This is a genomic window from Mesorhizobium sp. YL-MeA3-2017, assembly GCF_030814575.1.
Lineage (GTDB): Bacteria > Pseudomonadota > Alphaproteobacteria > Rhizobiales > Rhizobiaceae > Mesorhizobium > Mesorhizobium terrae.
Genome location: NZ_JAUSVH010000001.1, coordinates 1,870,337 through 1,895,689, shown reverse-complemented (window position 1 = coordinate 1,895,689; position 25,353 = coordinate 1,870,337). Strand labels below are relative to the sequence as shown.

Below are 25,353 nucleotides of genomic sequence, written 5' to 3'. Positions count from 1 at the left end.
TTCGCTGGAGAATTGTCACAAACACTAGGAGAAGGATCGACCTCTCTTGCGGCGCAACCTGCCGGCTTCCGTATAACGGTGCCGGAGACCTCCAGCCGCTGGCGATCCGAGCTTTGGGAGCCGGCAACAATGAATCGACCGCCAATCTCCGATCCGGATGCATCATCCCCACGTTACACGGCCCCTGCGCTCGAAAAGGGGCTCGATATTCTGGAACTGCTGGCATCTTCAGAAGGCGGTTTGACTCAAACCGAGATCGCGAAGGAACTCGACCGCTCGGTTTCCGAGATATTCCGCATGTTGGTTGTCCTGGAGGCACGAGGTTACATCGCTCAAGACGGAACGTCCGACCGTAATGTGCTGACGACGAAGCTGTTCGAACTTGCGCACAAGACGTCGATCATTCGCAGACTTTCAACAGCGGCTGGCCCCGCAATGCGGGAGTTGGCAATCGCAATCAATCAGTCCGTGCATTTGGCGGTGCTTTCGGAAGACGCGGTGCTCATTGCAGCACAGGTCGATCCTCCGGCAAGGCACGTGCTTTCCGTGCGCCTTGGAACACGGGTCGATCTTTGGCGCGCATCATCTGGTCGCGTCATGATGGCGTTTCAGCCCGAAGAGACCCTCGCTGCCATGTTCGACCGGGTAGCGCTACCTGAAGATGTGAGCGAAGTGCGTCTTCGCGAGGACCTCGCGGAGGTGCGAAAGCGTGGCTATGAGGTTGTAGACAGCTTCGTGATCCGCGGCGTGGTCAACATCTCGGCTCCGGTTATCGACTACACGGGCGAAGCCATCGCCGCGCTGACGGTCCCCTATATCGAACGGTATGGCGAGCATACCAGTTTCGATACGTGTTGCCGGCTAACTCTGGGCGTTGCGGCAAACCTCTCTCGCTTATTGGGGGGAGGGGCTCGGTTTTCCGAAAGCGAAGCACCCTCGTCGCCTTAGGTTGTGAAAGGCGGCTTCCTTGCATTATTGTTTCTGGCGTTTCGACGAATTAGCAAGAAATGACGCTAGAAGATCGCGCGGTTTTCCCTCCTGCTTTCGCGACAGGCTCTCACCGATATGCCTGAGTTTCAGCAAGCTTATGCCCGCATGATGAGCGCAAAGTTATCCCAGAAAGATAGAGATTGCGGCCGGACGACCGCTTTCTCGATGTTCTCACCCGAAACCAGCCAGTCCGCTCTCGGCCCCAATCTAGATGCGCTATTTGGCTCTAATTGATGACTGCGACACGGATGAGCCGCCGGCCCGAATTGTGGGTTGCATGCCAGTTCCCGGCTCTAGCAGACATGCAATTTGCGTCGATCTTTAAGTTTCCCGGGTATGGCGCCCGCAACCTAAGCGCCACCATACAGAGCGCTACAAAATTCCCCAGCTAGCTGTTGCGCGTTGATCAAATGCAAAATGCGGCTTTGTTGGCTTCCTGACCGGTCGCGGTCATTTGTCGACGGAAATCGAGAAAATCTTTCACGACGACACTAGCGCTGCCACGATTAGGGGCTTTGGCGGCGTTGGGGCTGTCTCCCGACGAATGGTTGCGGAAGGTGATAGTATCAGTAGTGGAAGACGATCTTTACCGATCTGTCGTTGATGACAGGTTCGAATCCCATCTGGGTTAGTTGGGATGGAGGATTGGTCGAAGCCGTTCGCGCCGACTATTCGATAGATTCACAATCATTTTTGGGTGTGGTCGGTCGACGGGATTTACAAATGCTCGATCCTGTCTGTTGACATGTTAAGGGGTTGCCACTCCTCAAGGATATGATCGGACTTCTCTGGCCCAATCGTATTAGCAACACCTCACAATTGATTTCCACTTTTTGTTTGCAGCCAATGCTTGCATCGCTTTCTTCAAAGTGCAGAAGTTGGCGGTGAGGAAACTTTCTGTTGCGCGGGGCGGGCGTGTGAACAGTGTCGAGCCGCATGCGGCTCCAGTCGATACGGGCGTGGTATGCTTGGCGTTGATCGCGCAATATTTGCGGCGACCAGCGGATGCCGATGTCATCCGGCATGATCTTGGACTGGTTGTCGATGTAGCAGGCCGCGAGGACATTGTCAGAGCCGCCAAACGCCTAAAACTCAAGTCGCGCGTGGTGCGCCCCGCGGCAAAACGGCTGGATCGGCTGGCGCTGCCTGTCATCGTCGAGAAGGCAAGCGGCGGCTTTGCCATCTTGGCTGCGCTGTCCGCCGACAAGGTGCTTATCCAGGATCCCGCGATCGGTGCCGCGCAGGAACTGTCCCGAGGCGAATTCGAGGCGGGATGGAGTGGCTTTGCCATCCTGATCACCAGTCGTGCCTTTGCCGACGGGTTTGCCCGGCGCTTCGATTTCTCCTGGTTCATTCCGGAGATGATCCGTTACCGCTGGGTCTTCGCCGAAGTGCTGCTTGCCTCGTTCTTCGTGCAATTGCTCGGCCTGATCTCGCCGATCTTCTTCCAGCTGGTCATCGACAAGGTGCTGGTCCACAACGGCCTGACAACGCTGGAAGTGCTGGTGATCGGCCTCTCCGTGGTGTCGTTGTTCGAGGTGCTGCTCACCGGCTTGCGGACTTATGTGACGACACACACGACCAGCCGGATCGATGTGGCGTTGGGTGCCAAGCTGTTTAATCATCTCCTGGGGTTGCCGATCGCCTATTTCGAGGCGCGCCAAACCGGGCAGACGGTGGCCCGCGTGCACGAACTGGAGAACATCCGCGCGTTTCTCACCGGGTCGGCGCTCACCGTGCTGCTCGACGTGTTCTTTCTCTTTGTGTTCCTGGCTGTGATGTATCTCTACAGCCCATGGCTGACCTTGATCGTCGTCTGCTCGATCCCGGCCTATGTGCTTTTGTCGGTTCTGGTCACGCCCGAGTTCAGGAGGCGGATCGAAGAGCGTTTCAACCGCGGCGCTGAGAACCAGACCTTTCTGGTTGAATCCATCGTCGGTGTCGAAACGCTGAAAGCTATGGCCGTCGAGCCGCAGATGCAGCGGCGCTGGGAGGATCAGCTTGCCGGCTATGTGCAGTCCGGTTTCCGTACCTCGAACCTCGGCAACATCGCCTCGAACACAGCCCAGTTCATCTCCAAGGCCGTCATCGTCTTGACGATGTGGTTCGGTGCCAAGGCGGTGTTGGCGGGTGACATGACGGTTGGACAGCTGGTCGCCTTCAACATCATGGCCGGGCGCGTCTCCGGGCCGGTGCTGCGGCTGGCGCAGCTGTGGCAAGACCTGCAGCAGGTGCGTATCTCCGTTGACCGGCTGGGCGATATCCTCAATGCGCCGGCGGAACTCACCGGCAGCGCCGGCCAGGGATCGCTGCGCAAGATCGTCGGCCAGGCCAATTTCGACCATGTCTCCTTCCGCTACCGGCCGGGCGAGCGCGAGATCCTGAGCGACGTGTCGTTCTCCGTCGAGCCGGGCGAGATCGTCGGCATTGTTGGCCCATCCGGCTCCGGCAAGAGCACGGTCGCGAAATTGTTGCAGCGCCTGCATGTGCCCGAACGCGGTCGTGTCATGATCGACGGTGTCGATCTGGCTCTCATCGACCCGCGCAGCCTGCGCCGGCAGATCGGCGTGGTCTTGCAGGAGAACGTGCTGTTCAGGCGCACGGTGCGCGAGAACATCGCGTTGTCCGATCCCTCGCTGCCGCTTGACCGGGTCATCGAGGCGGCAAAGCTGTCCGGCGCGCATGAGTTCATCGTCAAATTGAAGTCCGGCTACGACACGGTGCTGGAAGAGCGTGGCGCCAACCTTTCCGGCGGCCAGCGCCAGCGCATCGCCATTGCCCGCGCGCTCGTCACCAATCCGCGCATCCTTATCTTCGACGAGGCGACCAGCGCGCTCGACTATGAATCGGAATATGTCATCCAACAGAACATGAAGAAGATGGCGCAAGGCCGCACCGTCTTCATAATAGCACATCGGCTGGCGGCGTTGAGGGATGCGACCCGGATCATCACCATCGAGGCTGGCCGCCTGACCGAACAGGGAACCCATAGCGAGCTTCTCGCCAGGAACGGCCGCTACGCTCAACTCTACCGCCTGCAAGGCGGGACGCTATCAGAAGCGGCGGAGTAGGGGCGATGGGACGCATCTGGCAAGCCGTTCGACATGGGATCGCCAGGGAGCGACAAGAAAAACGCCCGCGTCTCAATGCCGATGAACGGCAGTTCCAGGCGGCAAGCATCGAAATCCTCGAAACGCCGGCCTCGCCGACGGCGCGCGTCTTTGCCGGACTGATCATCGTCTTTGCCTGTGGGGCGGTGGCCTGGTCGTGGTTCGGCCGCATCGACACCTTCGCCACGGTGCAGGGCAAGATCATTCCGATCGGCAAGGTGCAGGTGATCGAACCGCTGATCACCGGGCGTGTGAAAGCCATCCACGCGAAGTCCGGCGACCATGTCCAGGCTGGGCAAACACTTGTCGAACTCGACCCCGCCGAGCAGATGGCGGAACGCCAAAAACTCGCCGGCAATCTGGCGATCGCCGAAGTCTCGGCGGCCCGCTTGCGGTCGATGATCAAGGCGGTTGACGAAAGAATGCCACTGATCGAAGCGCGCTTCACCGCGCCTTCGAATGCGCCGAGCTCGCTCATCGACCTGCAGCAGCAGCGCATGCGCCAGTCGCTGGCCGCATATGAGGCGGAACAGCTCAGTCTCGCCGCCGACATTGCCGCGAAAAAAGTCGAGATCGAGCGCGGCGCCAAAACGCTGGCCGAGCGCCAGAAGCTGGTCAATCTGACCGGCGACCGGCTCGATGTCTTCGAGGAGCTCGAAGGCCGTGGCCTCGGCATCAAGTCGCGCACCATCGACGCGCGCCAGAGCAAGCAGGATCAATTGCTGGCGGTTGTCACCGACGAAGGCCACATCGCCGAACTCGGAGCAACCAAATCCGCGCTCGAAGCGCGCAAGCGCGAACGCCACGAAGCCTATCTCGACAAGCTGATGACGGAACTGACCGATACGGACAAGGAGATCGGCACGCTGCGGCAGGATCTCACCAAGGCGGAACTGTTCGAGCGGGCGAGCACGCTGAAAGCCCCGGTTTCCGGCCGCGTGCAACAGGTGGAAATCACCACCTTTGGCGAGGTCGTGCAGACCGGCCAGCGCCTGATGGTGGTGGTGCCCGACGGCACGGCACTCGAAGTGGAAGCGATGCTGCTCAACAAGGACAAGGGTTTTGTGCGCGAGGGCCAGAGTGCCCGCATCAAGCTCGAGGCATTCCCCTTCACCCGCTACGGCACGCTCGATGGCTCGGTGCAGTCGGTCTCCAACGATGCGATTCCCGCCAAGCCGACAGCGGGCACCAAGGAAGCCGCCCCAGACACTGCTCAACAAACAGCCGGACCGCTCGTCTTCCCGGTGCGCATCGCCATGGCGGATACCAGCATCCGCGCCGATGGCCAGGACGTCCCACTAACGCCCGGCATGTCGGTCACCGCCGAGATCAAGACCGGCGATCGCCGTGTCATCGAATTCCTGCTCGATCCACTCATGGAGATGAAAGATGAGGCATTCCATGAAAGATGATCAAAGCAAAAAAGATGTTCAAATAAAACTTGATCGGAAAATGTTTGTCAGGACTGTCAGATCCATGGCTGTCGCATTATTGTTGACGATGTCAACTATCGCATTAATAAATTACTGGCATTGTGATGGTTTTGAAAAATCTATTTTTGTCTCAGCTTGGCCACCAAATTTAATATTGATAGACTCTGAGCAATTTAATTCACTACCACCTGGTATGGGTTCAAAATTAACTCAAATAACATCGTCGATTGGCGCCATTTGGTTTTTATGGTTTCTATGGAACATCTTGCAAGATGCTAGAAGCGAATCGTATGTGTACATAACTGGACTTATGAAGGTTTCGTTTTTTGCGCTTATGGTTTGCATTTTTGATATTTTTTTCGCATTCAAAATAACCAATGGTGAATCTATATTCACTCTGAATGTAAGAATAGGGTATTTTCATATTTACGTAAAATCTGTGCTATTGATAATATTTTTCTATCTCTTCCTGAGAATATTCATCGAAAGAGTTATTCTTTACGTAAAGACAAATATGTTTAATTCGAACGTTCGCGGGAGGTCGTGATGGTTGATACTTCAAGTGGAAGCAAAATCGCGGATAGGGCTGACAAATACTATGGTTACATTGGCCTCGCTCTCGACATCGAACATGCTGCAATCTTGGGGGTTGCTGCCAAGTATGGGGTGTCGGTCAATGATGTCCATGCTGCGGTTAGTATGTTTGGAAAGGTCGCCGGTCGGTTCAGCCTCGCTCTTTCTGCGGGGTTGGGCTACGAGAGTGGCGGCATCCCTGGGGCGGCCACCAATGTCGCTGTTGGATATGCTAGCCTGCAAGCTGGAGCTTGGGCTTTTAACGCGTCACTTGGCTATACGGTGTCGGTTGCAGGACCTCTCTATGGAACCCTAGGTTCGTTCGTGATCGGTAGTGGCGTTTCATTTGTCACAGCCCTAGGCGGAGGGGCTTTGGTCGACACCATAAGGGATTTGCCTACAATAAATCCCAACGCATTTCCTGGGGCGCCGTTTGGTAACAACCCATTTACGTCGTCTGCACAAGATAGCCTTCATCCGTCCATCAAACCGGGATATGAAACCACATTCAACGACAAGTGGGCCGGCTCGCCGGATGCTGTGGCGGCGACCCAAAAATACAACGCTCAGTTGGCGGATCGCGCTGCGAATATCGCGAAAGTTGATGCTCAGTGGAGTCATGCGCTTGACGCACGCGATGATCGCGCGGCTTCCGTTCAGAACACAACAAATGTTTCGGGATATCGCGGCTACAGGACAGACGCTGCGACAACAGAAGCCAGCCGCCGCGACATGGGCGGAGTTGGAGCGCCCGGTTCGAGTTCGCCACGCGATGGCTTCAGTACGAACGGCGCTACGCAGAGCGGTAATCGCAGTGGTCACAATACGGGCTATGGCACACCGGGCGGCGGATATACCAATACTGGTAACAATCCCGACAATCGCAGTGCTCCTGGCTATTTTGGTGGCGGCGTAACTACGACACGTAGCCCCAATTTTCCCGGCAAGACCAAGGATGACTTGGGCATCGGCGCAACGCCCAGTTTCCCTGGCAAGGTCAAAGATGATCTCGGAATAGGAGCGACGCCGAGCTTCCCGGGCAAGGTCAAGGATGATCTCGGCGTGGGACTTCCCTCGACCGCTGCCACCCCATCGCCAAGCATCAATCCAAACAAGCCGACGAAAGCGCCTGTCGCTAAGTATGAACCTCCGAAGCAACTGGATCTGCCTCAATACGCACCCGTTCCGACGCCGGCGCCGCGCAGTATTTGGGACCAGATTGGCGATTGGTTTAGCGGCGCCAACTCTTCCCCCAGCGGCTCCGAGCGGGCAGCAAAGGCTGTTAGTGAGGCACTCTCAAGGGGAGCCACTCCAACCCAGGCGAAAGCCATTGGCTACAACAAGGCGCAAGCGTTGGGCGTCAACACCGATGACGCCGGATTTTCCGCTCTCATGGATCGTAAGGCGGGCTATCCATCAGGAAACGGCGGCGGCACGCGCGGCTCCGGCAATACGGGCAGCGGGTCTTCCGGGAGGGGCGGAAGCGTTGGTGCCGTTGGAGATCACGCGGGCAACAATCGTGGCAATGACCACAGCTCGAACAACGGTTGGGGCGGCCATCCCGTTCTTCTCGACCTCACCGGCAATGGATTGAACGTTGATGGGCTTGGCTCGTCGTCGCGTTTTGTCGACCTCAATGGCGATGGTTACGAGCACCGCACGGCCTGGGCAGGCGATGGCAATGGTGTGTTGGTCTTTGACGCCGACGGCGATGGCAAAATCAGCCGATCGAGCGAGTTCATCTTCACCGAATGGGACAAGAGTGAGACCAGCGATCTTCGCGCGCTGAAGAAGGTGTTCGACACCAACGGCAATGGCAAGCTGGACGTCGGCGACGCGCGCTGGGCGGATTTCAAGGTGATGGTCGGCGATCAGCTTGTGTCGCTGGATCAGCTCGGCATCACCTCGATCGATCTGACGCCGAAAGGCAGCGGGCAGAGTTTCGAGGATGGTTCGGCGATCACCGGCACGACGACCTACACCAAGGCCGATGGCACGACCGGGCAGGTTGGCGATGCGGTGCTCTCGGGAGACGAGAACGGCTATACGGTCAAGCGCACCAAGACCACCAATGCCGATGGTTCGACGACGGAAGACTTGCTCGCCTACAACATAGACGGCAGCCTTGCCTTCCGCAATCTGATCACGACTAACGCCGACGGTTCGCACAAGCAGACCAAATTCGACGATGACGGCAACGGCACGTTCGATCGCTCGCAGACCGTTGATCTAGTCATTGCCGCCGATGGCGTACGCACGCGTGTTGTCGCCAATTTTAACGCCGACGGTTCGTTGTTGAACAAGACCACGACGATCACCAGCGCTGACCGCAAAACGGTTACGGCCCTGGTCGATCAGGATGGCGACGGACGCGACGACCAGAGCCAGATCTTTGTCATCAATGCCGACGGCGCCACTCCGTCGACCTCGTCGACGACGACCACGGTGAAGCAGTTTGCCGTCGACGGCACGCTCTTGAAGCAGACGATGGTCACGTCGAGTGCCGACGGTCTGACCAAGGTGACCAAACTGGACGAGACCGGCGGTGGCACCTTCAATCTCGAAACAACCGAGGTGACGGTTGTCGCAGGCGATGGTTCGCGCACCAAAACGGTCACCCAAAAGAGTGCCAACGGCACGTTGATCAGCAAAATTGTCACAGCGACTGCAGCCGACGGCCGATCCGAGACGATTGACTACGATCGTGCCGGTTATGGCCTGGTGGATGAGCGTGAAGTGTCCGTCACCGCGACCGGAACGGACGGGGCAGTGACCAACACGGTCACTTCCTACAACGGCGACGGCACGCTCCGCAGTAAGACCATCGCCACGACCAGCGCCGATGGTCTCGCCCATACTCTGGCTGAGGATCAGGACAGCGACGGTATTGCTGACAGGACGACGTCGAATGTGACGGTGGTTGCGGCCGATAGTTCGCGTACGCAGACGGTCGAACAGCGCAGCGGCAATGGCGCGCTGCTGTCAAAACAGGTGACATCGACCAGCGCGGATCGCAAGACGATCACAGCCACAGCGGACGCGAATGGCGATGGGGCGGTCGATCAAACGACATCCATCATCGTTGACGCCGACGGCGTAACCACAAGCACGGTTTCGAAATTTAATGCGGATGGTTCGCTGGTCGGTAAAACCCGTGCGGTTTCCTCTGCGGATGGTTTTACCCAGACCACGGACGACGATCTCGACGGCGATGGCACGTTCGACCGCACTACCAGCGACGTCACTGTCTTGAACGGCGATGGCAGCCGCACTGAGACGGTGCAGCATTTTAGCCGAGGCGGTGCCGCCAGCGGCGCACTCGTCGACAAAACCACCACCACGATCTCGCAGGACAGCCTGACCAAGACGGTTTCGAGCGACATCAATGGCGATGGCGCCGTCGATCGCATCGTGAACGATGTGATCGTTTTGAACAGCGACGGCAGTCGCACCGAGACGGTGACGACGTCGAGCGGCAACAGCACCAGGCTGTCGCAAACGATCACCACGGTTAGCGCCGACCGCAAGACCACGACGCTGATGGAAGATACTGACGGCAACGGCAGTGTCGATCGTTCGACAGTGACGGCCACCAATGTCAACGGCTCAAAGTCAGCAACGATGACGGAGCTCGCGCCGGATGGCGTATCCGTCATTCGCAAAACCAGTACCGATATCTCTGCCGACGGGCTGACCAAAACGACCAAAGTTGATCTCGGCGGAGATGGCTACAATGAACAGACATTGATGGATTACACGACCATCAATGCCGATGGCAGCCGAACCCAGACTTCAGCCGAATGGGCTGGTACGACGCAGGTGTCGCGCGCTGTTGTGGGCACCAGCGCCAATGGGCTCAACAAGACGACGCTAAAAGACCTTGATGGGGATGGCACTTACGACACGAAGGAAGAGGATTCCACAGTCTACAATTCCGACGGATCGAAGACGCGAACCATTACGGATACGGCCGGTATCGCCACGATAGCCAATCGCAAAACCATCACGACCAGTGCCAATGGGCTGTATACGAAGGTCGTGGACGATATCGACGGCGATGGCAACTACGATCGGGTTACCACCGACGTAAAGCAGCTAGGCGCGGACGGATCGACGTTTGAAACGATCGAAGAGTGGAGCGGTACGAACGCCCGACTATCGAAGACAACGATTGCCGTCAGTGCCGACAAGAACAGCATCGTAACCAGTACGGACAGCGATGGCGATGGTGCTGCGGATACGACCAAGGCGATCGTCGTAGGTATCAACGGCATCACGACCACCACCGAAAAGTCATTTGCCGCAAACGGCGCGCTGACGGCGGTGCGGGAGATTTCCATCACGGCCAACGGCTTGTCGACGACGGTCAAGGAGGACTGGAACGGCGACGGCACTTTTGACCGGGCCACGACGTCGAGCGTGACGATCAATGCCGACGGTAGTCGCACGGAAACCAAAACGACTACGAGTGCCAATGGCAGTCTGATTGCGGGCAAGACGATTGTCACGACATCGGCCAGCGGACTCTCGAAAACCGAACAGGTTGATCTCGACGGCGACGGCGTCATCGACCGTATAACAACAACCATCAAGGCTTTTGGATCTGACGGTTCCCAAACCCTGACGATCGAGACGAAATCTGGCAACGGAACATTGCTCGCAAGGTCGGTCGAGACGACCAGCGCCGATACCAGGACGCGGTCCTCAACCTTTGACGACAATGGCGATGGTGCAGTCGACCAGACAGTGACCACCGTGCTCAACGCCGATGGCAGCACCTCGAAGACCGTGACCAATCTGGCCACCAACGGAACCGTGATTGCAAGGACCGTGACCGAGGTCAGCGCGGATGGCCTGACCACCACACTGCGCGAAGATTTTGATGGCAACGGTACGTTTGACAAAGTGACGGTCGATCAAACCACTATCGGTTTGGATGGCGTGCGGACTAGGCGCATAACCGAACAGACTGGTACGTCGGCCGCGGTGTTGGTCAGCAGCGCGACGATCAGTGCCAACGGTTATGAGAAGACGACGGACACGTTCGATCGCGGCTGGTTGCAGGAACAATCGATCGAAAAGACTGTGCTGAATGCTGACGGTTCGACCACCAAAACCGTAACCACTTCTGCAGGCTCCTCGCCGACCTTGGTTGGCAAGAGCACAACTACGGTCAGCGCCAATGGCCTGGTGACCACGATTGCGGCTGATCTTGATGGCAATGGCACAGTCGATCGCACGACGACGGTGGGCAAGCAGTATATCGCTGATGGCTCTATCGTCGAACGCAACACGACAAAGAACGGCAGCGGCACCACCGTCGACAACACCGTTACCACGACCGCGGCCAACCGGCGCTCGGTCGAGGTGAGAAGTGACTATGACGGCAATGGCTCGGATGACGAAAAGATCGTCAAGGCTGTCAATGCCGACGGATCGGTCACCACGACCACCAATACTTATGCGTTCCAGGCGGACGCAAGCCGGGTGGCCTCGAGTTCCCTGACGACAGTCAGCGCCGATGGCTTGACGACGACCGTCATCACGGACGCCGACGGCAATGGCATGACTGATCGCAGGATCGTGCAGAAAATCGTCCACGGTGCCGACGGATCGAAGACCGAGACCTGGGAGGCCTTTGATGCTCAAGGCGCTTTAACGGAAAAGACCGCTGTCACCACCTCGGCCAATGGCCTGGCTGTCACCACGACCTGGATGGGGGCCGGCGGTGCGGTTACCCGTGCGATGAGCGAGGTGACGACCTTAGCTACCGATGGCGGTAGCACCAAAACCGTGACCACCACCAAGGCCGGCGGTGCTCTCGAGAGCGCAACTGTCACCACGACGAGTGCCGACAAGAAGAGCGTGACGATGACTGTCGATATCGATGGCAATGGCGTGATCGACCAGAAATCGACGAGCGTCGTGAACCCAGACGGCAGCGTGACCACCACTTATGTCGATCTCGGCGCCGACGGTGTCGCTGTGACAGCCAAGAAGATCGTCACGGAAAGCGCCAATGGCCTGATCGTCACAACCGACTACGATACCAATGGCGACGGCGTGGTGGACAACCGCGCCGTTGCAGAAACCGTCCTCAATACGGACGGGTCGAAGACCACGACGACCCGTTACAGCGGAGCGTCTCAGGCGATCGAGCGTACTGTTGTGGTGCTCTCCGCAGATGGCAAAACGCGCACCGAGAGTTTTGACCTCAATGCGGACGGAACCGTCGACAACAAACAAACGTCGTCGACGGGGTTCGGGCCGCATTCCGGTTATGCCGATGCACGAACCGATACGATCGAGACAGCGGTCGGATCGACGCTGAAATCGCGTTACCAGACCACGACAAGTGCCAACGGCCGATCGACCACCAAGGAATGGGATGTCGACGGCAACGGGACGGTCGATCAAACCGCCACGGACACGACGGCCATCACCGACGGGGGCACGGTACGCACCATCTCGGCTTATGCCAGTGGGACAAAAATCTCCGGAACGACGATCACCACGTCCAATGACGGGCGCACCGTAACTACGGTCGAGGAGCGCCCCCAGGCCGGATTCTCCAATCGCACGATCACCAGTTCAACAGCGGTTCTGGCCGATGGTTCGACCGTCGAGACCAAGATACTCAACAACTCGACCAATTCTGTTATTGAAAAGCAGTTCACCACCACCAGCGCCGATGGCCGTGAAGTGACCATTCAGCGTGACATCGATGGCAATGGCACCATCGATCAGGTCGAGCAACGGATCAAATATGTCGATGGTTCGACCAAGACCGTCGTCACGGGCATCAGCAGTATTGACCGGACAACGATCACGACCAGCGCGGACGGCCGCTCTTCGACCACTGAGTGGGATATGGATCTCGATGGCACGGTCGACAGGCGCCGCATCGTCACCAACAACATCAAGGCCGATGGCAGCCAGTCCAGCATCGCGACTGATTACAAGATAGCTGCCGGCGTCGCTGACACGCGCGTCAAGGTGACTTCAACCTCGGCAAGCGCTGACGGTCGGACCAAAACCTTTTCGCTCGACACCAACGGCGACGGCGTCTTCGACCAGGTATCATCAACCGTACTGGACGCCAGCGGTGGTACCGTCACAACGACAACCAACAATGCCGAGGCACAGAAAGCCGAAAACCTCATACTTGGGGAGATCTACTGGAAACAGGCGATCGCGGCCAAGGTGGTTACGACGGTCTCGAGCGACGGCCTCACCGCCATCGAACAATCCGACTATGACGGCAATGGAACGCTGGAAACCACAGCAGTTTCACAAACGCGTATTGACGGCTCTGTGGTCACCACATTCACCGAGTTGAATGCCAGCGGTGGCGTCGCCGCCAAGGGCACGCTTACCGTCAGCAACGATGGACGCACGAAGATCCTGTCAAAGGATACGGACAATGACGGTGTCTACGACCATGGCGAGAAGACCGAACTCTACATCAACGGCACCGTTGTTCGTACAACGACCGACTACAACGCTAATGGGACCCTGAAACAGTCCACGCTTGAAAACATAACCGGCACCGGCAAACTGACCACTCGCACCACGAGAAACGGCGCTGGCAACAAGACGGAGCAATATATCCTCAGCATCGACGGGACGGCCCAGCAAACCACCTTCGTTGGTACCGATGAAGTGGTTCGTTCAGTTCACAGCATCAACAAGGACGGCAAGCTGACCGCAGGCACGTTCTACGATCCCAAGAACACCGATCCCTGGACCCGCATCGAGCAGAGCTACAATGCCGCTGGCCAAAAAACGCTCGAAAAGCAGTTCATGGATGACAATACCCGCGTCGACATCACCTTCGATGTCGCCACGGCCAAGCAGACGCAAGCTACCACCTACGACACAGCCAATCGTATGATCGCACTGGCGACCTATGCGAATGGCCTGCTTTCCACGAACATCCTCTATGACCCGGCTAACGCTAAGCCATGGCAACGGGTCGAGCAGACCTTCAGTGCGGATGGCACCAAGAAAACACTCGAAAAGCAGTTCATGGACGATGGCACCGGCATCTACATCACCTATGACGTGGCCAATGCCCAGACTTGGTCCACCTACACGTCATGGCGCAATGTGGCCGGTCAAGAAGTTGAAGTCGGCTATGATTATCGCGACGGAACCCGATATCACGACTTTAGAGATCCCGCGAACCTTCAATCATGGCGCCTGATTATCCAGCATTTCAATACGGCAAATAAGCAAACCGACCAGACGCAATATAATGACGACGGTTCGTACGTTGTAACGGTTTACGATGCAGCTGGCACTCAAGCCTGGTCGTCCACAGTTGAATATTATGATACGTCGTCGCGGCTTACGCATAAAACGTTTAATAACGACGATGGCACGCGGACGGAAACCTTCTTGGATGCGAGCAATGCACAATCATGGTCAACCATAGTCGAAAAATATAATTCTGCCGGATCTGCGACATACACCGTCGTAACCGCAGATGACGGCTCATCTTACTCTATCACTTACGATCCAGCGAATACTGAGACCTGGTCTACCTATACGTGCTACTACGATGCCGCAGGGCGTCGAATTGGGACAAACATCATCTACGACGACGGCACCAGATATCGGGACTATTACGATCCGACAAATGCCAATCCCTGGTCGACGATATTGGAGAAATACAACTCTGCAGGCGCCATGACATACATGGCTCGAACTGAAGATGATGGATCGTCTTATTCCGTCACTTACGATCCGACGAACACACAAAACTGGTCTACTTATACGTGCTACTACGATACTGCCGGGCGTCGAATTGGGACCAACATCATCTACGATGATAGCTCCAGATATCGAGATTACTACGACCCGACCAATGCCTATGCCTGGACGTCAATTGTCCAGCATTTCAATGCAGCCGAGCAGCAGACTGATCAGACGCAAAACAATGATGATGGTTCTTACGTCACGACCTCTTACGACATCGCCAATGCTCAAAACTGGGCGAGCTATATCGCTTACTACAACGCATCGGGGCAAAACACGGCCGAAGTGTTTAACTACGACAACGGGACGCAGATGGCGGTCTATTACCGAAATCCGCCGCAAAGATATGTAAACTTGTATTATGAGTATAGGAACTCGTCTGGAGCGCTTTATAGGACAGTCGACACCTCTGCGAATGGAACCGATTCCACGATAGTGGACTACGATGTTGACAATCTTCAGACATGGAAGGTGTGGTCGGTTACCAATTCCGGTGGCGGGCAAAACAGAACGACATTTTACAGAATTACTTACGACAACGGAACTGTTTACACGGGCTACCAGCCCCCTTCCTCTGGCGGCGGCGGTGGACATCGGCCTGTCGTCCTGGACCTCGACGGCGATGGTCATACCGATATCCGTGCCTTGGCGCCGCCGACAGAGCAATCTGGTCCACGGTTCGATTGGAATGGCGACGGATTGCGTGACCAAACATCCTGGGCAGGCCCGAAAGATGGCTTCCTTGTCATCGATCTTGCCGCCGATGGCTCGGCTGGAGCTGATGGTGTCATCGACCAAGCCAAGGAACTTGCCTTCAATCTTTGGATCGGCGACGGATCTGGTGCGTCCGCAGGCATCTCCGATCTGGAAGCACTCAGGCTCGCTTTCGATACCAACCATGACAACGTCTTTGACAGCAACGATGCGCGTTGGGGTGAATTCCGGATCTGGCAAGATGCCAATCAGGATGGCGTCACAGACGCTGGTGAACTGAAGACACTTGCTGAAGCCGGCATTACCCGCATTGGTCTAACCTCCAGTCCGGAAGGCGCTATCGCTTACGGCGACGGTTCCGAGATTGTCGGGACGAGCTGGTTCGAGAGGGTCAGCGGCACCCGTAATCTGGTTGGCGACGTGACCTTGGTGTCTCGTCCCTCCAAGCTGGTCGCAAGCGATGAGCAGCCGGCGGTCCAGCGGACGGCTGCGTCCAGCGCGGCGTTGGCAGGGAGATTGCCTCCCGCCAACAGCAATGCTGCACCCGTTGCCGCCATGCCGGCGAACGCCAGGATCGACAGTCTGGTTGCAGCGATGGCGTCGTTTGGGGCAGATACCGCCGCCGGTTCGACTGGCCCGCAAATGGCGGCATCTGCCTCGGACCCAAGTTGGAAATCGACGGATATTGCAGCTACCGGTCGGAGTTGGGCTGCCGCCTGACCGCCATTTGATACCAGATGCAGTCAAGACCCGCTCGCCAACCGAGCGGGTCTTGTTGCCTCAGTGGGGTCTAATACGTCACTGAGACGTTAGGTTTGCGTCCATAGAAAAATGCTGTTCGCGCTCCTGTTTATTTCTGAGAACTACCCCGCCTGCATCATAGTAAACTAGTGGCTTGGAATCCGTCCTGGATACTCTGACGTTCCACGCAAACCGATTGGCGGTACGGTTACCAGCCGAGGCGTTGATCATAAATTTTACATGACGTCGGTCGGTCGAGTGAGAGTTGAACCGGGCCATCGAATTAGGGTTCGAAACAAGCGAATTCCTACGCTCCGAAATGCTCTATCCCAAGAAAGCAATCGTCGAACTTTCTGGGAGCCCCATAGCCGACGATAAGGTAAGACAGTTTGAACCGCCACTTCAGCCAAATCTCCGCGGATCACCCTCAATCCGCCGTCCGCCCTGCCCAGTCACTATGGCCGTGCCATCGCTATGCGAACTGGCATCCCTCGCGTTTCAGGCCCGCGCCAACCCGATCTCATTGACGACCGCCATGAAGCCGTCCGGCGGGCTATCCGCGCACTGGCTCGGCCCCGGCTGTCAAGTCGGGAAGCTATAGAAATCCCAGTTGTCAGACTCTTTGCCTGAATCCGGCGATCCATGCATCCATTTCCGATGAGCCTTCTCATTCCATCCGATTTGCCCGAAACGTATATATGTCTGATTGGGCGAGCCGGTTTGGCTCTTGTCGAATTGTATCATCCGCAACGATGTTCGTCCGCGCTCGGATGAGAAGGTCGGATGGTCGCACGGGAGATGGTTTTCGGAGTTCTGATGCGTCGTGCCGGCCTTTTTATTCTGATCGCGATCCTCTTCCCCGCCGTTGCACTGGCGAGCGCCTGGACGGTGCTTGCCTTCTTTTACCGGCTGCCGATGCCGGAAACGGGCCGCATCGCTGCTGCAGCACTTTTCGGGCTGTTTGGCCTAGCGACGCTCATCGCCCTGTTCACCCGCCGCTGGCGCGTCGTCGGCGTCTTTGCCGTTGTATTTGCCGGCGTTCTGATCTGGTGGAGCAGCATCACGCCGCCGCGGGATGTAACCTTCGTGCCGGAGGATGCGCGGCAGGTGACAGGCAGGATCGAAGGCGACCGACTGACCTTGACCGATACGCGCAACTTCACCTGGCGCAGCCAGACCGATTTCACCGAAAGCTGGGAAACGCGGAGCTACGACCTGTCGAAGCTCAGAACCGTCGATCTGTTCATGTCCTACTGGGCCGGCCCGGAAATGGCGCACACCATCGTGAGCTTCGGTTTCGAAGGCGGCGAGCGGATCGCCTGGTCGATCGAGGCGCGTTACCGGGTGGGCGGAACCTATTCGCCGATTGCCGGCGCCTTCAAGACGGATACGCTTATCGTGATCGCTGCCGATGAACGCGACCTGATCGGCTTGCGGACCAATGTGCGCGGCGAGGATGTACACCTCTACCGGCTTAACGTGTCACCCGACGATGCGCGGATTTTCCTGGCCGGCTATGTCGAGGACGCCAATGCATTGGCCGCGAAACCGCAATTCTACAACTCGATCACCACCAATTGCACGACGGCGATCGTGCGCATCCTGCGGCTTGTCGGCGCGAGTGTGCCGACCGACTGGCGCCTGCTCGTCAACGGCTATCTGCCAGGCTACCTCTATGACCAGAAACGCGTCGACACCAAGCTGCCGCTGGCCGAGCTGATCGAGCGCTCCCGCATCAGCGACCGCGCCAAAGCCTTCGGTCTTGGGCCGGGCTTTTCCGAAGAGATCAGACACGGCGTGCCGGATCCGAATACATAAGCGCCAATCTCCCGCTTGTTGGGGGTTATGGACCAAGAGAGGCAAGTAATTTGCCGTGTTCGTCCGCTTTTGGTTGGCAACAATCCCTGCGTTGCCGGAGCCGACAGTGCAAGCCGCCCGCGCCAAGGCAGGCGAACGCTACGATGCGTTCGTGACTGCGCGTGGCAGGCGTCTGGCCAAGAGACCGAAATTGCGACGGGAGATCTCCGAGGAAGTTGATCGAGCGGCGCCGCCAGGCACGTAGCTTTCGACCATCATAGCTGATCAAGGCGAAGTTCGAGCGAACGGGAGGTCTGCACCGATCGTCCGGCGTCGGTGGCGAGACCCGCGCATCAGCCAGGGCGATCAGCAGATTTATGGCTATCAGGGCTTCGATGCCGTCGGCAGCTCGAAAAGATGGCGAGCTTCCTCAAAAACGGGCTGGGGAAGCACACGAAGCTGGTTTGCTTCGTAGGGGAGGTGTTCGAGATACTGCGCTGTCAAACGAGCAACAGCTTGCGCCTGGGCCAAGTCGCGACGGCGCTTGACTGGCTCGCGATCAGGCTGCTTCGAAACCCAGAGTTTATGGGCCACGAAAATCCTGGGATCGGGAACGATGATGCGTAACGGTCCGCCCCTTTCATCGATCGCGATTGCTTCGAATGCCGGGGCATTTTCCAGCCAGGCCAGGCCGGCAATCTCGGCCGCCACAAGTTCGTCGTCTGCCTTGTCAACGCTTGCACGGCCCTGCTTCCAAGGCGGGTTGGCAAGCGGTTTGATCAAATCGACAAGATATCCGTCGCGATTGACCGCGCGAAACGCTGCGGACGAACGCTCGAACGATCGATCGACCTTGCGCAAGAGGTTGATGAGCGTTCCGTCTTCTATGTTGGTCCCAGCCATAATTCTGAGTGACTTGCGCGAATCCATCAGGAGATCGATGTCTTCGGTCGTTGTAATCCCTGGATCCACGAAGACGCCGGCCGCTGCCTCGTAGGCGTAGATCGCGTTGGTTCCGGCAACACGGATGCCTTCGCCCAGAATGCCGACGTCATCGAGCGCTCTGATGATTCTTGCGGCAATTAAAGGAACACGTCCGAGCCTGAGGGCCCGATTGACAGCAGACTGGCGCGCCATTTGCTCCTGCCGCACGGACAGCATTTGTTGAGTGGACGCGCGCGATGCTTCCCATTCTGCTTTCTGATCCTCGGTCGCTGGCGAGCGCCGCCCCTCCACCTTCTGGCGTCGCGCTCCCGTAGAATCGTAGTAGCTGCGCATCAGGTGCTCGCTGCCCTTTACCGTATGCCAGACGAGGGATCCACGAAAGCTCTTCGCCTTCTTCTGGGCCTCCGCCAGCGCTGTGAATCGCTGGTCGGAATTGATCTTTTCGCGTCGCTGATCGTTATTTAATTCAATAAAATCAATCATATCAACACCAGACTGCCAATTGAAAAGAAAGTGTTGCAACCGAAAGTAGCGGGTGGATCGGCAGTTTGCAACAGTTTGACAAAGAATCGATCGTATCTGTTGATGCTGTTGTAAATATTATGAAAATCGATTGTCGCAGATGTGGTGCTCCGGCAGCCACGGTGCCAGCCAGGAACCCACGGAGAGTATTTGGCTTTCAATTGGGGCGCACGATCATGGCTGCAGGTCACGAAACAGGCATGGCTTCTGGGGCCGGAGAAGAACTTCTGGCCAGCATATCCAAGGCGAAATCTTGATTGCTCCAACGTGACTCAACGAGGCCGTGGATGGACCAGGATCATCGTGCTGTTTGCTTCGAGACGAATTCTCCGTTCAGATGCTCACCGTCAGGGAATATCGACATCGGTGGTTACACCTCCGTGATTTGAACCTGCACCGTGATCGGCGAAAGCCTGACCGGATGCAGAGTAGCCAGAGACGGAGCGACCTAGATCGATGAGAAGCCGGCGATGTAGCCGGTGCGCTTCCGCGCTTGTATGCCCGCTGGCTGCTTCGTGTCGGTGACCTTCGACGCTCCGACGCTGGTCGCTCTGCGTACCGCCACAGTGCTCAAGGTCAAGGCGGCGGCTGATGGTGGCGCCGCTGCTCCGTTCTCGATCTTGCGGCACGGCTTCGCCACAGCACTTGATCGTGTTGGGGGTGCTGTCGCGTTGACGGCCGGTGCCACCGCGAAGCAGGAGAGGGGTATCTTCCGGCCTCGCCCGAAACCTGCCGGTCCGCCTACGGCTCCGCCCAGATTCAGCGCATCCCAGAAAACTGGCTCCCAGGCCTGTTCAAGTCAATCGCACGTCTTCGCGGCATCAAGCGCTTCGGCGCGGGAAGATTTGGGCAAACTCCCGATCCGTTGGACTGACGCGTAGAACCTTGGGTAGTCGCTAGCACACAAGTCGAACAATCGAAGAAATGCCGGAACCTGTTCGCCGTAAACGGCGGTCGCGGCGAGTTTTGCATTGTTGATCGGCGCATCGAACCAGGCGTCGTATCCTCTATATCCAGCCCAACGCCTGTCACGCATGTGTCGGTACCGCATCCGCAGTTTTTCGATGGTTGCTGCCTTCGCAACCGCCATTTGCTCCGGGGGGCGGGGATTTTCGTAAACCCGCTGCAATTCGTCTCGCGTTTTCGCCAGAAGCCTAAGAAAATTGGCCCTGCGTTCGCGGTCGGCTTCGTAGCGGCGCAGTCCGGCGAGATCGCCAACAGCGCGCAGCCATGTCCTCACACCAGTGGTTTCGACGGCGACCGCGAAGGCTTCATTGAACGCAGAGTCGTCGTTCACATAGATGCGCTGATGCGCCAGCTCGTGAAAAACAAGGCTTGCCAGATAAGTGTTGTCCTGACGCAGCATGGTGCTGAGCAGCGGGTCACTGGACCAGCCAAGGGTCGAATATGCGGTGACGCCCGTGATGTAGACGTCCATCCCCGCTCCATGAAGTTCGTCGGCGCTTTCAGCCGCGGATTTCCGATCAAAATAACCACGGTACGGAACGCAACCGAAAACGGGAAAACACCATGTTCGTGGTGCCAGGGAGAATTGCGGCGCGGCAAAAACCGCCCAGGTCACGGCCTCCCGACCAATATCGACATAGCTGCGGTAACTGTTGTTTTCAGGCAGTGCCAATTCGTCCGTTGCAAAGCGCCTTATGGCGCTTGCCGACGTCAATTTGGCGCGCAGCGGCTCGGGCGTCGCAGGATCATGGATCAGTTTTCCGACATTCTCGCGTGCAGCCATGATTTTCACATGACCCTCCAGCGACTGCGCATAGTAGGAAATGCTTGTGCAGCCGGTCACTGCGGAACCCGCAATTACCGCAGCAAGCAAACGAAAAACGCGCTTCACAGTCGATCCGCCATTTGCCCATCACCCCAAAGCAAACGTTCCAATTGCACGGTCTCAAACAGGCGCGGCAATTTTCGTCAAGAGGTGGAAGGGACAGCGGATCGAACTTTGCCAGGATGACAATTCGTCACTTGCGAGTGGGCGAATATCCATCGCAGGGCAGTGTCAGCGAGAACGGATGACGTTGCTTTTCTTGGGGACAACCGTCGCAAGTTTACCAACATGCCCAGACCGCAATCTCGCACGCTAGGCGACAGCTGCACCTATGAGCCCATGGTTCAAACCGGCGAAGTCCGCTCGGTCGCACATGCGCGCACATAGGACATGTTCGAGACTCCCGCACGTCGCGCCATGCTGCTCCCGTCCACAAGCGGAGCCCCCTCCATGACACCGACAAAGTTGCTTGTCGGCCAGATCGCCGTCGTGCTGGTAATTGTCCTCTTTGGCGTGTGGGCTGCGACCCAATGGTGCGCGCACATGCTGGATTACCAGCCGCAGCTCGGGCCGCCGTGGGTTCTGGTGGCTGGCTTGCCGGTCTATGCACCATGGAAGCTCTTCGAATGGTGGTTCCATTTCGATGCCTATGCTCCTGAGGTTTTTGACAAGGCTGGCGCGCTCGCCGGCTTCAGCGGTTTCTTGGGCTGTGCTGCCGCAATCATTGGTTCGCTCTGGCGTGCGCGACAGCGCGGACTGGTCACCACCTACGGCTCCTCGCGATGGGCCAAGACGCAGGAGATCGAAGAAGCAGGGCTATTTCGGCCGGCAGGGGTTTTCCTAGGCAGATTGAAGGATCGGTTTCTGCGTCATGACGGACCGGAGCACGTCATGGCCTTTGCGCCAACGCGCTCGGGCAAGGGTGTCGGGCTGGTCATTCCAACCCTGCTTTCCTGGACCGGTTCAACCGTCATCCACGACATCAAAGGCGAGAACTGGCAGCTGACATCTGGCTGGCGGTCGAAGTTTTCGCACTGTCTTTTGTTCAATCCGACGGATCCGAGATCGGCGCGCTACAATCCGCTGCTGGAGGTTCGCAAAGGTCTGGACGAGGTCAGGGACGTCCAGAACATCGCCGACATACTCGTCGATCCGGAAGGGGCGCTTGAGCGGCGAAATCACTGGGAGAAGACCAGTCATTCACTGCTGGTCGGCGCCATTTTGCACGTGCTCTACGCGGAAGAGGAAAAGACGCTTGCCCGTGTCGCTACCTTCCTCTCGGACCCGCAGCGCTCGTTTGCCGCGACGCTGCGGCGTATGATGACCACCAACCATCTCGGGACTGCGGATAGGCCTCAGGTTCATCCGGTGGTGGCTTCGGCGGCCCGAGAGGTGCTGAACAAATCTGAGAATGAGCGCTCCGGCGTTCTCTCCACCGCCATGTCGTTCCTTGGACTCTATCGCGATCCAACTGTAGCAGCGGCCACGTCCGCCTGCGATTGGCGTATTGCCGATCTTATGGACGCCGACCGACCGGTATCGCTCTATCTGGTCGTGCCGCCGTCAGATATCTCACGAACCAAGCCACTGGTGCGACTTGTGCTCAACCAGATCGGCAGGCGTCTGACGGAGCGGCTGGAGGGTGATCCGAAAAAGAGCCGTAAACACCAGCTGCTCATGATGTTGGACGAGTTTCCGGCGCTCGGCCGACTAGACTTCTTCGAGACCGCGCTGGCCTTCATGGCGGGATACGGGATCCGCGCCTATCTGATCGCGCAATCGCTCAACCAGATTTCGAAGGCCTATGGCGAGAACAACGCTATTCTCGACAACTGCCATGTGCGGATTGCCTTCTCCTCCAACGACGAGCGCACCGCCAAACGCATCTCGGATGCTCTCGGCACCTCAACCGAGCTGAGGTCCATGCGCAACTATGCCGGACACCGGCTGGCGCCCTGGCTTTCGCATGTCATGGTAAGCCGCCAGGAAACCGCCAGGCCGCTGCTGACGCCCGGTGAGGTGATGCAACTGCCACCAACTGACGAGCTGTTGTTGGTTTCGGGCTTGTTGCCGATCCGGGCGAAGAAGCTGCGCTATTATCAGGACCGGAATTTTACTGAGCGGGTGCTGCCTGCGCCGACGCCAGGCGACGGCCCCTATGCGGACTGTCCTGCACCGCGCCCGGACGAATGGATCGGACAGGTGCGCGGCGTTGATCGTCGTCTGGCCGTCGATAGCAAGATCACCGGTGCGACAATCGAAGACGAGGGAGGCGTCCAGCAGCAACGTCATCCTGGTTTGTCCGAAGAGCACAACGTCATTGCCGACGCGCCTGAGCAAGATGATCTGTTCAGACCGACCGACGATGACAGTGAGACGGTCGCCGACAAGCGCGTCATGGATCGGGTTTCCAACGTGTCTCGCGCCTATGGCATCAATGAAGGGAAGGGCGAGGAGAAGGACATCGTGCCCGGCTTCTGATCCAGAGCGCATCACAGCGCAGATAACGGCCATAAGCGATTTCGAGCATATGGCCGATGCTTATTCCCGCCGCCGGCACGCAGAGCCGGCCCTTCGGAATGAGCCGCTATGAAATCTCGCTGCATTCGTCATCAGTTTCTGCTCGAACCCGAGCTAAGCGAGAAGCTGAATAACCTCAGCCGCGATCCCGCCACCACCAAGTCGGCGGTCGTGGCGAAGGCGGTGCAAGCTTTCATCGAGCAACGCGGAGAGAACGAGCTCGACCAGCGTTACGGCGTGAGGCTCGATCGCCTCTCCCGCGACCTCAATCATATCAGGCTCGATGCCGAGACGATCCTGGAGAGCCTGGCGCTCTTCATCCGTTTCTCCATCACGCTTCATGCCCACACGCCGGTTCCAGACAGGGCAACGCAGGCGATTGCCCAGGAGCGTTTCGAGAAATTCGTCGAACAGGTCGGGCGTCAGATCGCTTCGAGGAAACGGTCGCTTGGCAAGGATCGTGGCGAGGGAGGGGAAGCATGAGCGCCCATCCCGAAGCCGACCTTCGCCGGCGTTCCATGCTGCGCACCGCCATGGGGCTGGCGATCACCGAAGCCCTTGCCGATCCATTGGTCATCGAGGTGATGGTCAATCCCGACGGCGCTCTGCGGCTGGACAGGCTGGGAGAGGGGCGGGTCGATACCGGCGTCAGCGTGCATCCCTCCGAGGCGGAACGCATCATTCGCCTGGTTGCTTCCCACATCCGTGCGGAGACACATCGGGATAACCCCATAGTCAGTGCCGAACTGCCGTCTGGCGAGCGCTTCGAAGGCCTGCTGCCGCCTGTCGTCACGGCGCCATGTTTTGCCATCCGCAAGCCCGCGCAAAAGCTCTATTCGCTAGCCGATTACGTGGCGGACAAGATCATGCTGCCAGTGCAGGCCGAAGCGCTGAAGAAGGCGGTCATCGAGCGGCGCAACATCCTGGTTGCAGGCGGCACGTCGTCGGGAAAGACAACACTAGCCAATGCCCTGCTTGCGGAAGTCGCCCGACGCGATGAGCGGGTGATCCTGATCGAGGATACGCGCGAACTGCAATGTGCCGCGAAGGACTGCGTTGCGTTACGCACGAGAAGGGGCTCGGTCACGCTTGCCGATCTCGTGCGTTCGACGCTTCGGCTCAGACCCGACCGCATCATTGTCGGCGAGGTCAGGGGCGCTGAAGCGCTCGATATGCTGAAGGCGTGGAATACGGGGCACCCCGGCGGCATCGCCACCGTCCACGCCAATTCCGTGCGCTCCGCCCTCTACCGCATCGAGCAACTTGCCCAAGAGGCCGTGGTCACGGTGCCGCGCCGCCTCATTGCAGATGCCGTCGATCTGATCGTCTTTATCGCCGGTCGCGGTTCCGCGCGCCGCATCGATGGGATCGCCGAGGTCTCCGGCCTCGATGGCAATGGCGACTACGCCGTCACCGAGCTCACACATTCGCAACTCCAGCAGCTTTGAAGGGAATC

Annotated in this window: 12 protein-coding genes and 1 pseudogene; 11 read left to right on the top strand and 2 right to left on the bottom strand. The window is 58.0% G+C overall.

Features of this window, described 5'->3' with window-relative positions; genetic code table 11:
- Nucleotides 1-129: 129 nt before the first annotated feature.
- The 6 genes and pseudogenes from QFZ88_RS08835 to QFZ88_RS08810 form a co-directional block, all read left to right on the top strand.
- Complete coding sequence (locus QFZ88_RS08835; protein ID WP_024926954.1) at nt 130-948, top strand: IclR family transcriptional regulator; 819 nt, start codon at nt 130-132, stop codon at nt 946-948.
- A gap of 959 nt (nt 949-1,907) precedes the next feature.
- On the top strand, nt 1,908-4,061 hold the full coding sequence (locus QFZ88_RS08830) for a type I secretion system permease/ATPase (protein ID WP_024926953.1): 2,154 nt from the start codon (nt 1,908-1,910) through the stop codon (nt 4,059-4,061).
- A 5-nt stretch (nt 4,062-4,066) separates the two neighbouring features.
- The gene (locus QFZ88_RS08825; protein ID WP_150978955.1) at nt 4,067-5,512 is read left to right on the top strand and encodes an HlyD family type I secretion periplasmic adaptor subunit; all 1,446 of its coding nucleotides are present in this window, start codon (nt 4,067-4,069) and stop codon (nt 5,510-5,512) included.
- Nucleotides 5,513-6,079: 567 nt separating this feature from the next.
- Nucleotides 6,080-16,300, top strand: a complete 10,221-nt coding sequence (locus QFZ88_RS08820; protein ID WP_139116421.1) for a hypothetical protein — start codon at nt 6,080-6,082, stop codon at nt 16,298-16,300.
- Between the two features lie 837 nt (nt 16,301-17,137).
- A complete protein-coding gene (locus QFZ88_RS08815) occupies nt 17,138-18,139 on the top strand; it encodes a DUF4105 domain-containing protein (RefSeq protein ID WP_024926894.1) in 1,002 nt (333 codons plus the stop codon).
- Nucleotides 18,140-18,191: 52 nt separating this feature from the next.
- Nucleotides 18,192-18,383: pseudogene (locus QFZ88_RS08810) on the top strand (CopG family transcriptional regulator); the annotation flags it as partial.
- A gap of 119 nt (nt 18,384-18,502) precedes the next feature.
- Here the strand turns inward: QFZ88_RS08810 and QFZ88_RS08805 are convergent.
- Complete coding sequence (locus QFZ88_RS08805) at nt 18,503-19,546, bottom strand: GSU2403 family nucleotidyltransferase fold protein (protein WP_036254557.1); 1,044 nt, start codon at nt 19,544-19,546, stop codon at nt 18,503-18,505.
- Between the two features lie 65 nt (nt 19,547-19,611).
- Here QFZ88_RS08805 and QFZ88_RS08800 point away from each other — a divergent pair, with 65 nt between their 5' ends.
- Both QFZ88_RS08800 and QFZ88_RS29525 read left to right on the top strand, forming a co-directional pair.
- Entirely contained in the window at nt 19,612-19,842 is a 231-nt protein-coding gene (locus QFZ88_RS08800) for a hypothetical protein (protein ID WP_139116422.1), read from the top strand.
- A 222-nt stretch (nt 19,843-20,064) separates the two neighbouring features.
- Nucleotides 20,065-20,466 (top strand): invasion associated locus B family protein, encoded by a 402-nt coding sequence (locus QFZ88_RS29525; RefSeq protein ID WP_139116423.1) that lies wholly within the window; start codon nt 20,065-20,067, stop codon nt 20,464-20,466.
- Here the strand turns inward: QFZ88_RS29525 and QFZ88_RS08795 are convergent.
- Nucleotides 20,385-21,443, bottom strand: coding sequence for an aminopeptidase (locus tag QFZ88_RS08795; RefSeq protein WP_024926892.1), 1,059 nt, complete (start codon nt 21,441-21,443; stop codon nt 20,385-20,387). The genes QFZ88_RS29525 and QFZ88_RS08795 overlap by 82 nt on opposite strands.
- 384 nt (nt 21,444-21,827) lie before the next feature.
- Here QFZ88_RS08795 and QFZ88_RS08790 point away from each other — a divergent pair, with 384 nt between their 5' ends.
- The 3 genes from QFZ88_RS08790 (at nt 21,828) to trbB (ending at nt 25,345) form a co-directional block, all read left to right on the top strand.
- Nucleotides 21,828-23,858, top strand: coding sequence for a conjugal transfer protein TraG (locus QFZ88_RS08790; protein WP_024926891.1), 2,031 nt, complete (start codon nt 21,828-21,830; stop codon nt 23,856-23,858).
- A gap of 108 nt (nt 23,859-23,966) precedes the next feature.
- Nucleotides 23,967-24,380, top strand: a complete 414-nt coding sequence (locus tag QFZ88_RS08785; protein WP_024926890.1) for a hypothetical protein — start codon at nt 23,967-23,969, stop codon at nt 24,378-24,380.
- Complete coding sequence (trbB, locus tag QFZ88_RS08780; RefSeq protein ID WP_024926889.1) at nt 24,377-25,345, top strand: P-type conjugative transfer ATPase TrbB; 969 nt, start codon at nt 24,377-24,379, stop codon at nt 25,343-25,345. Before QFZ88_RS08785 ends, trbB begins: the two co-directional genes overlap by 4 nt.
- The last annotated feature ends 8 nt before the right edge of the window (nt 25,346-25,353 follow it).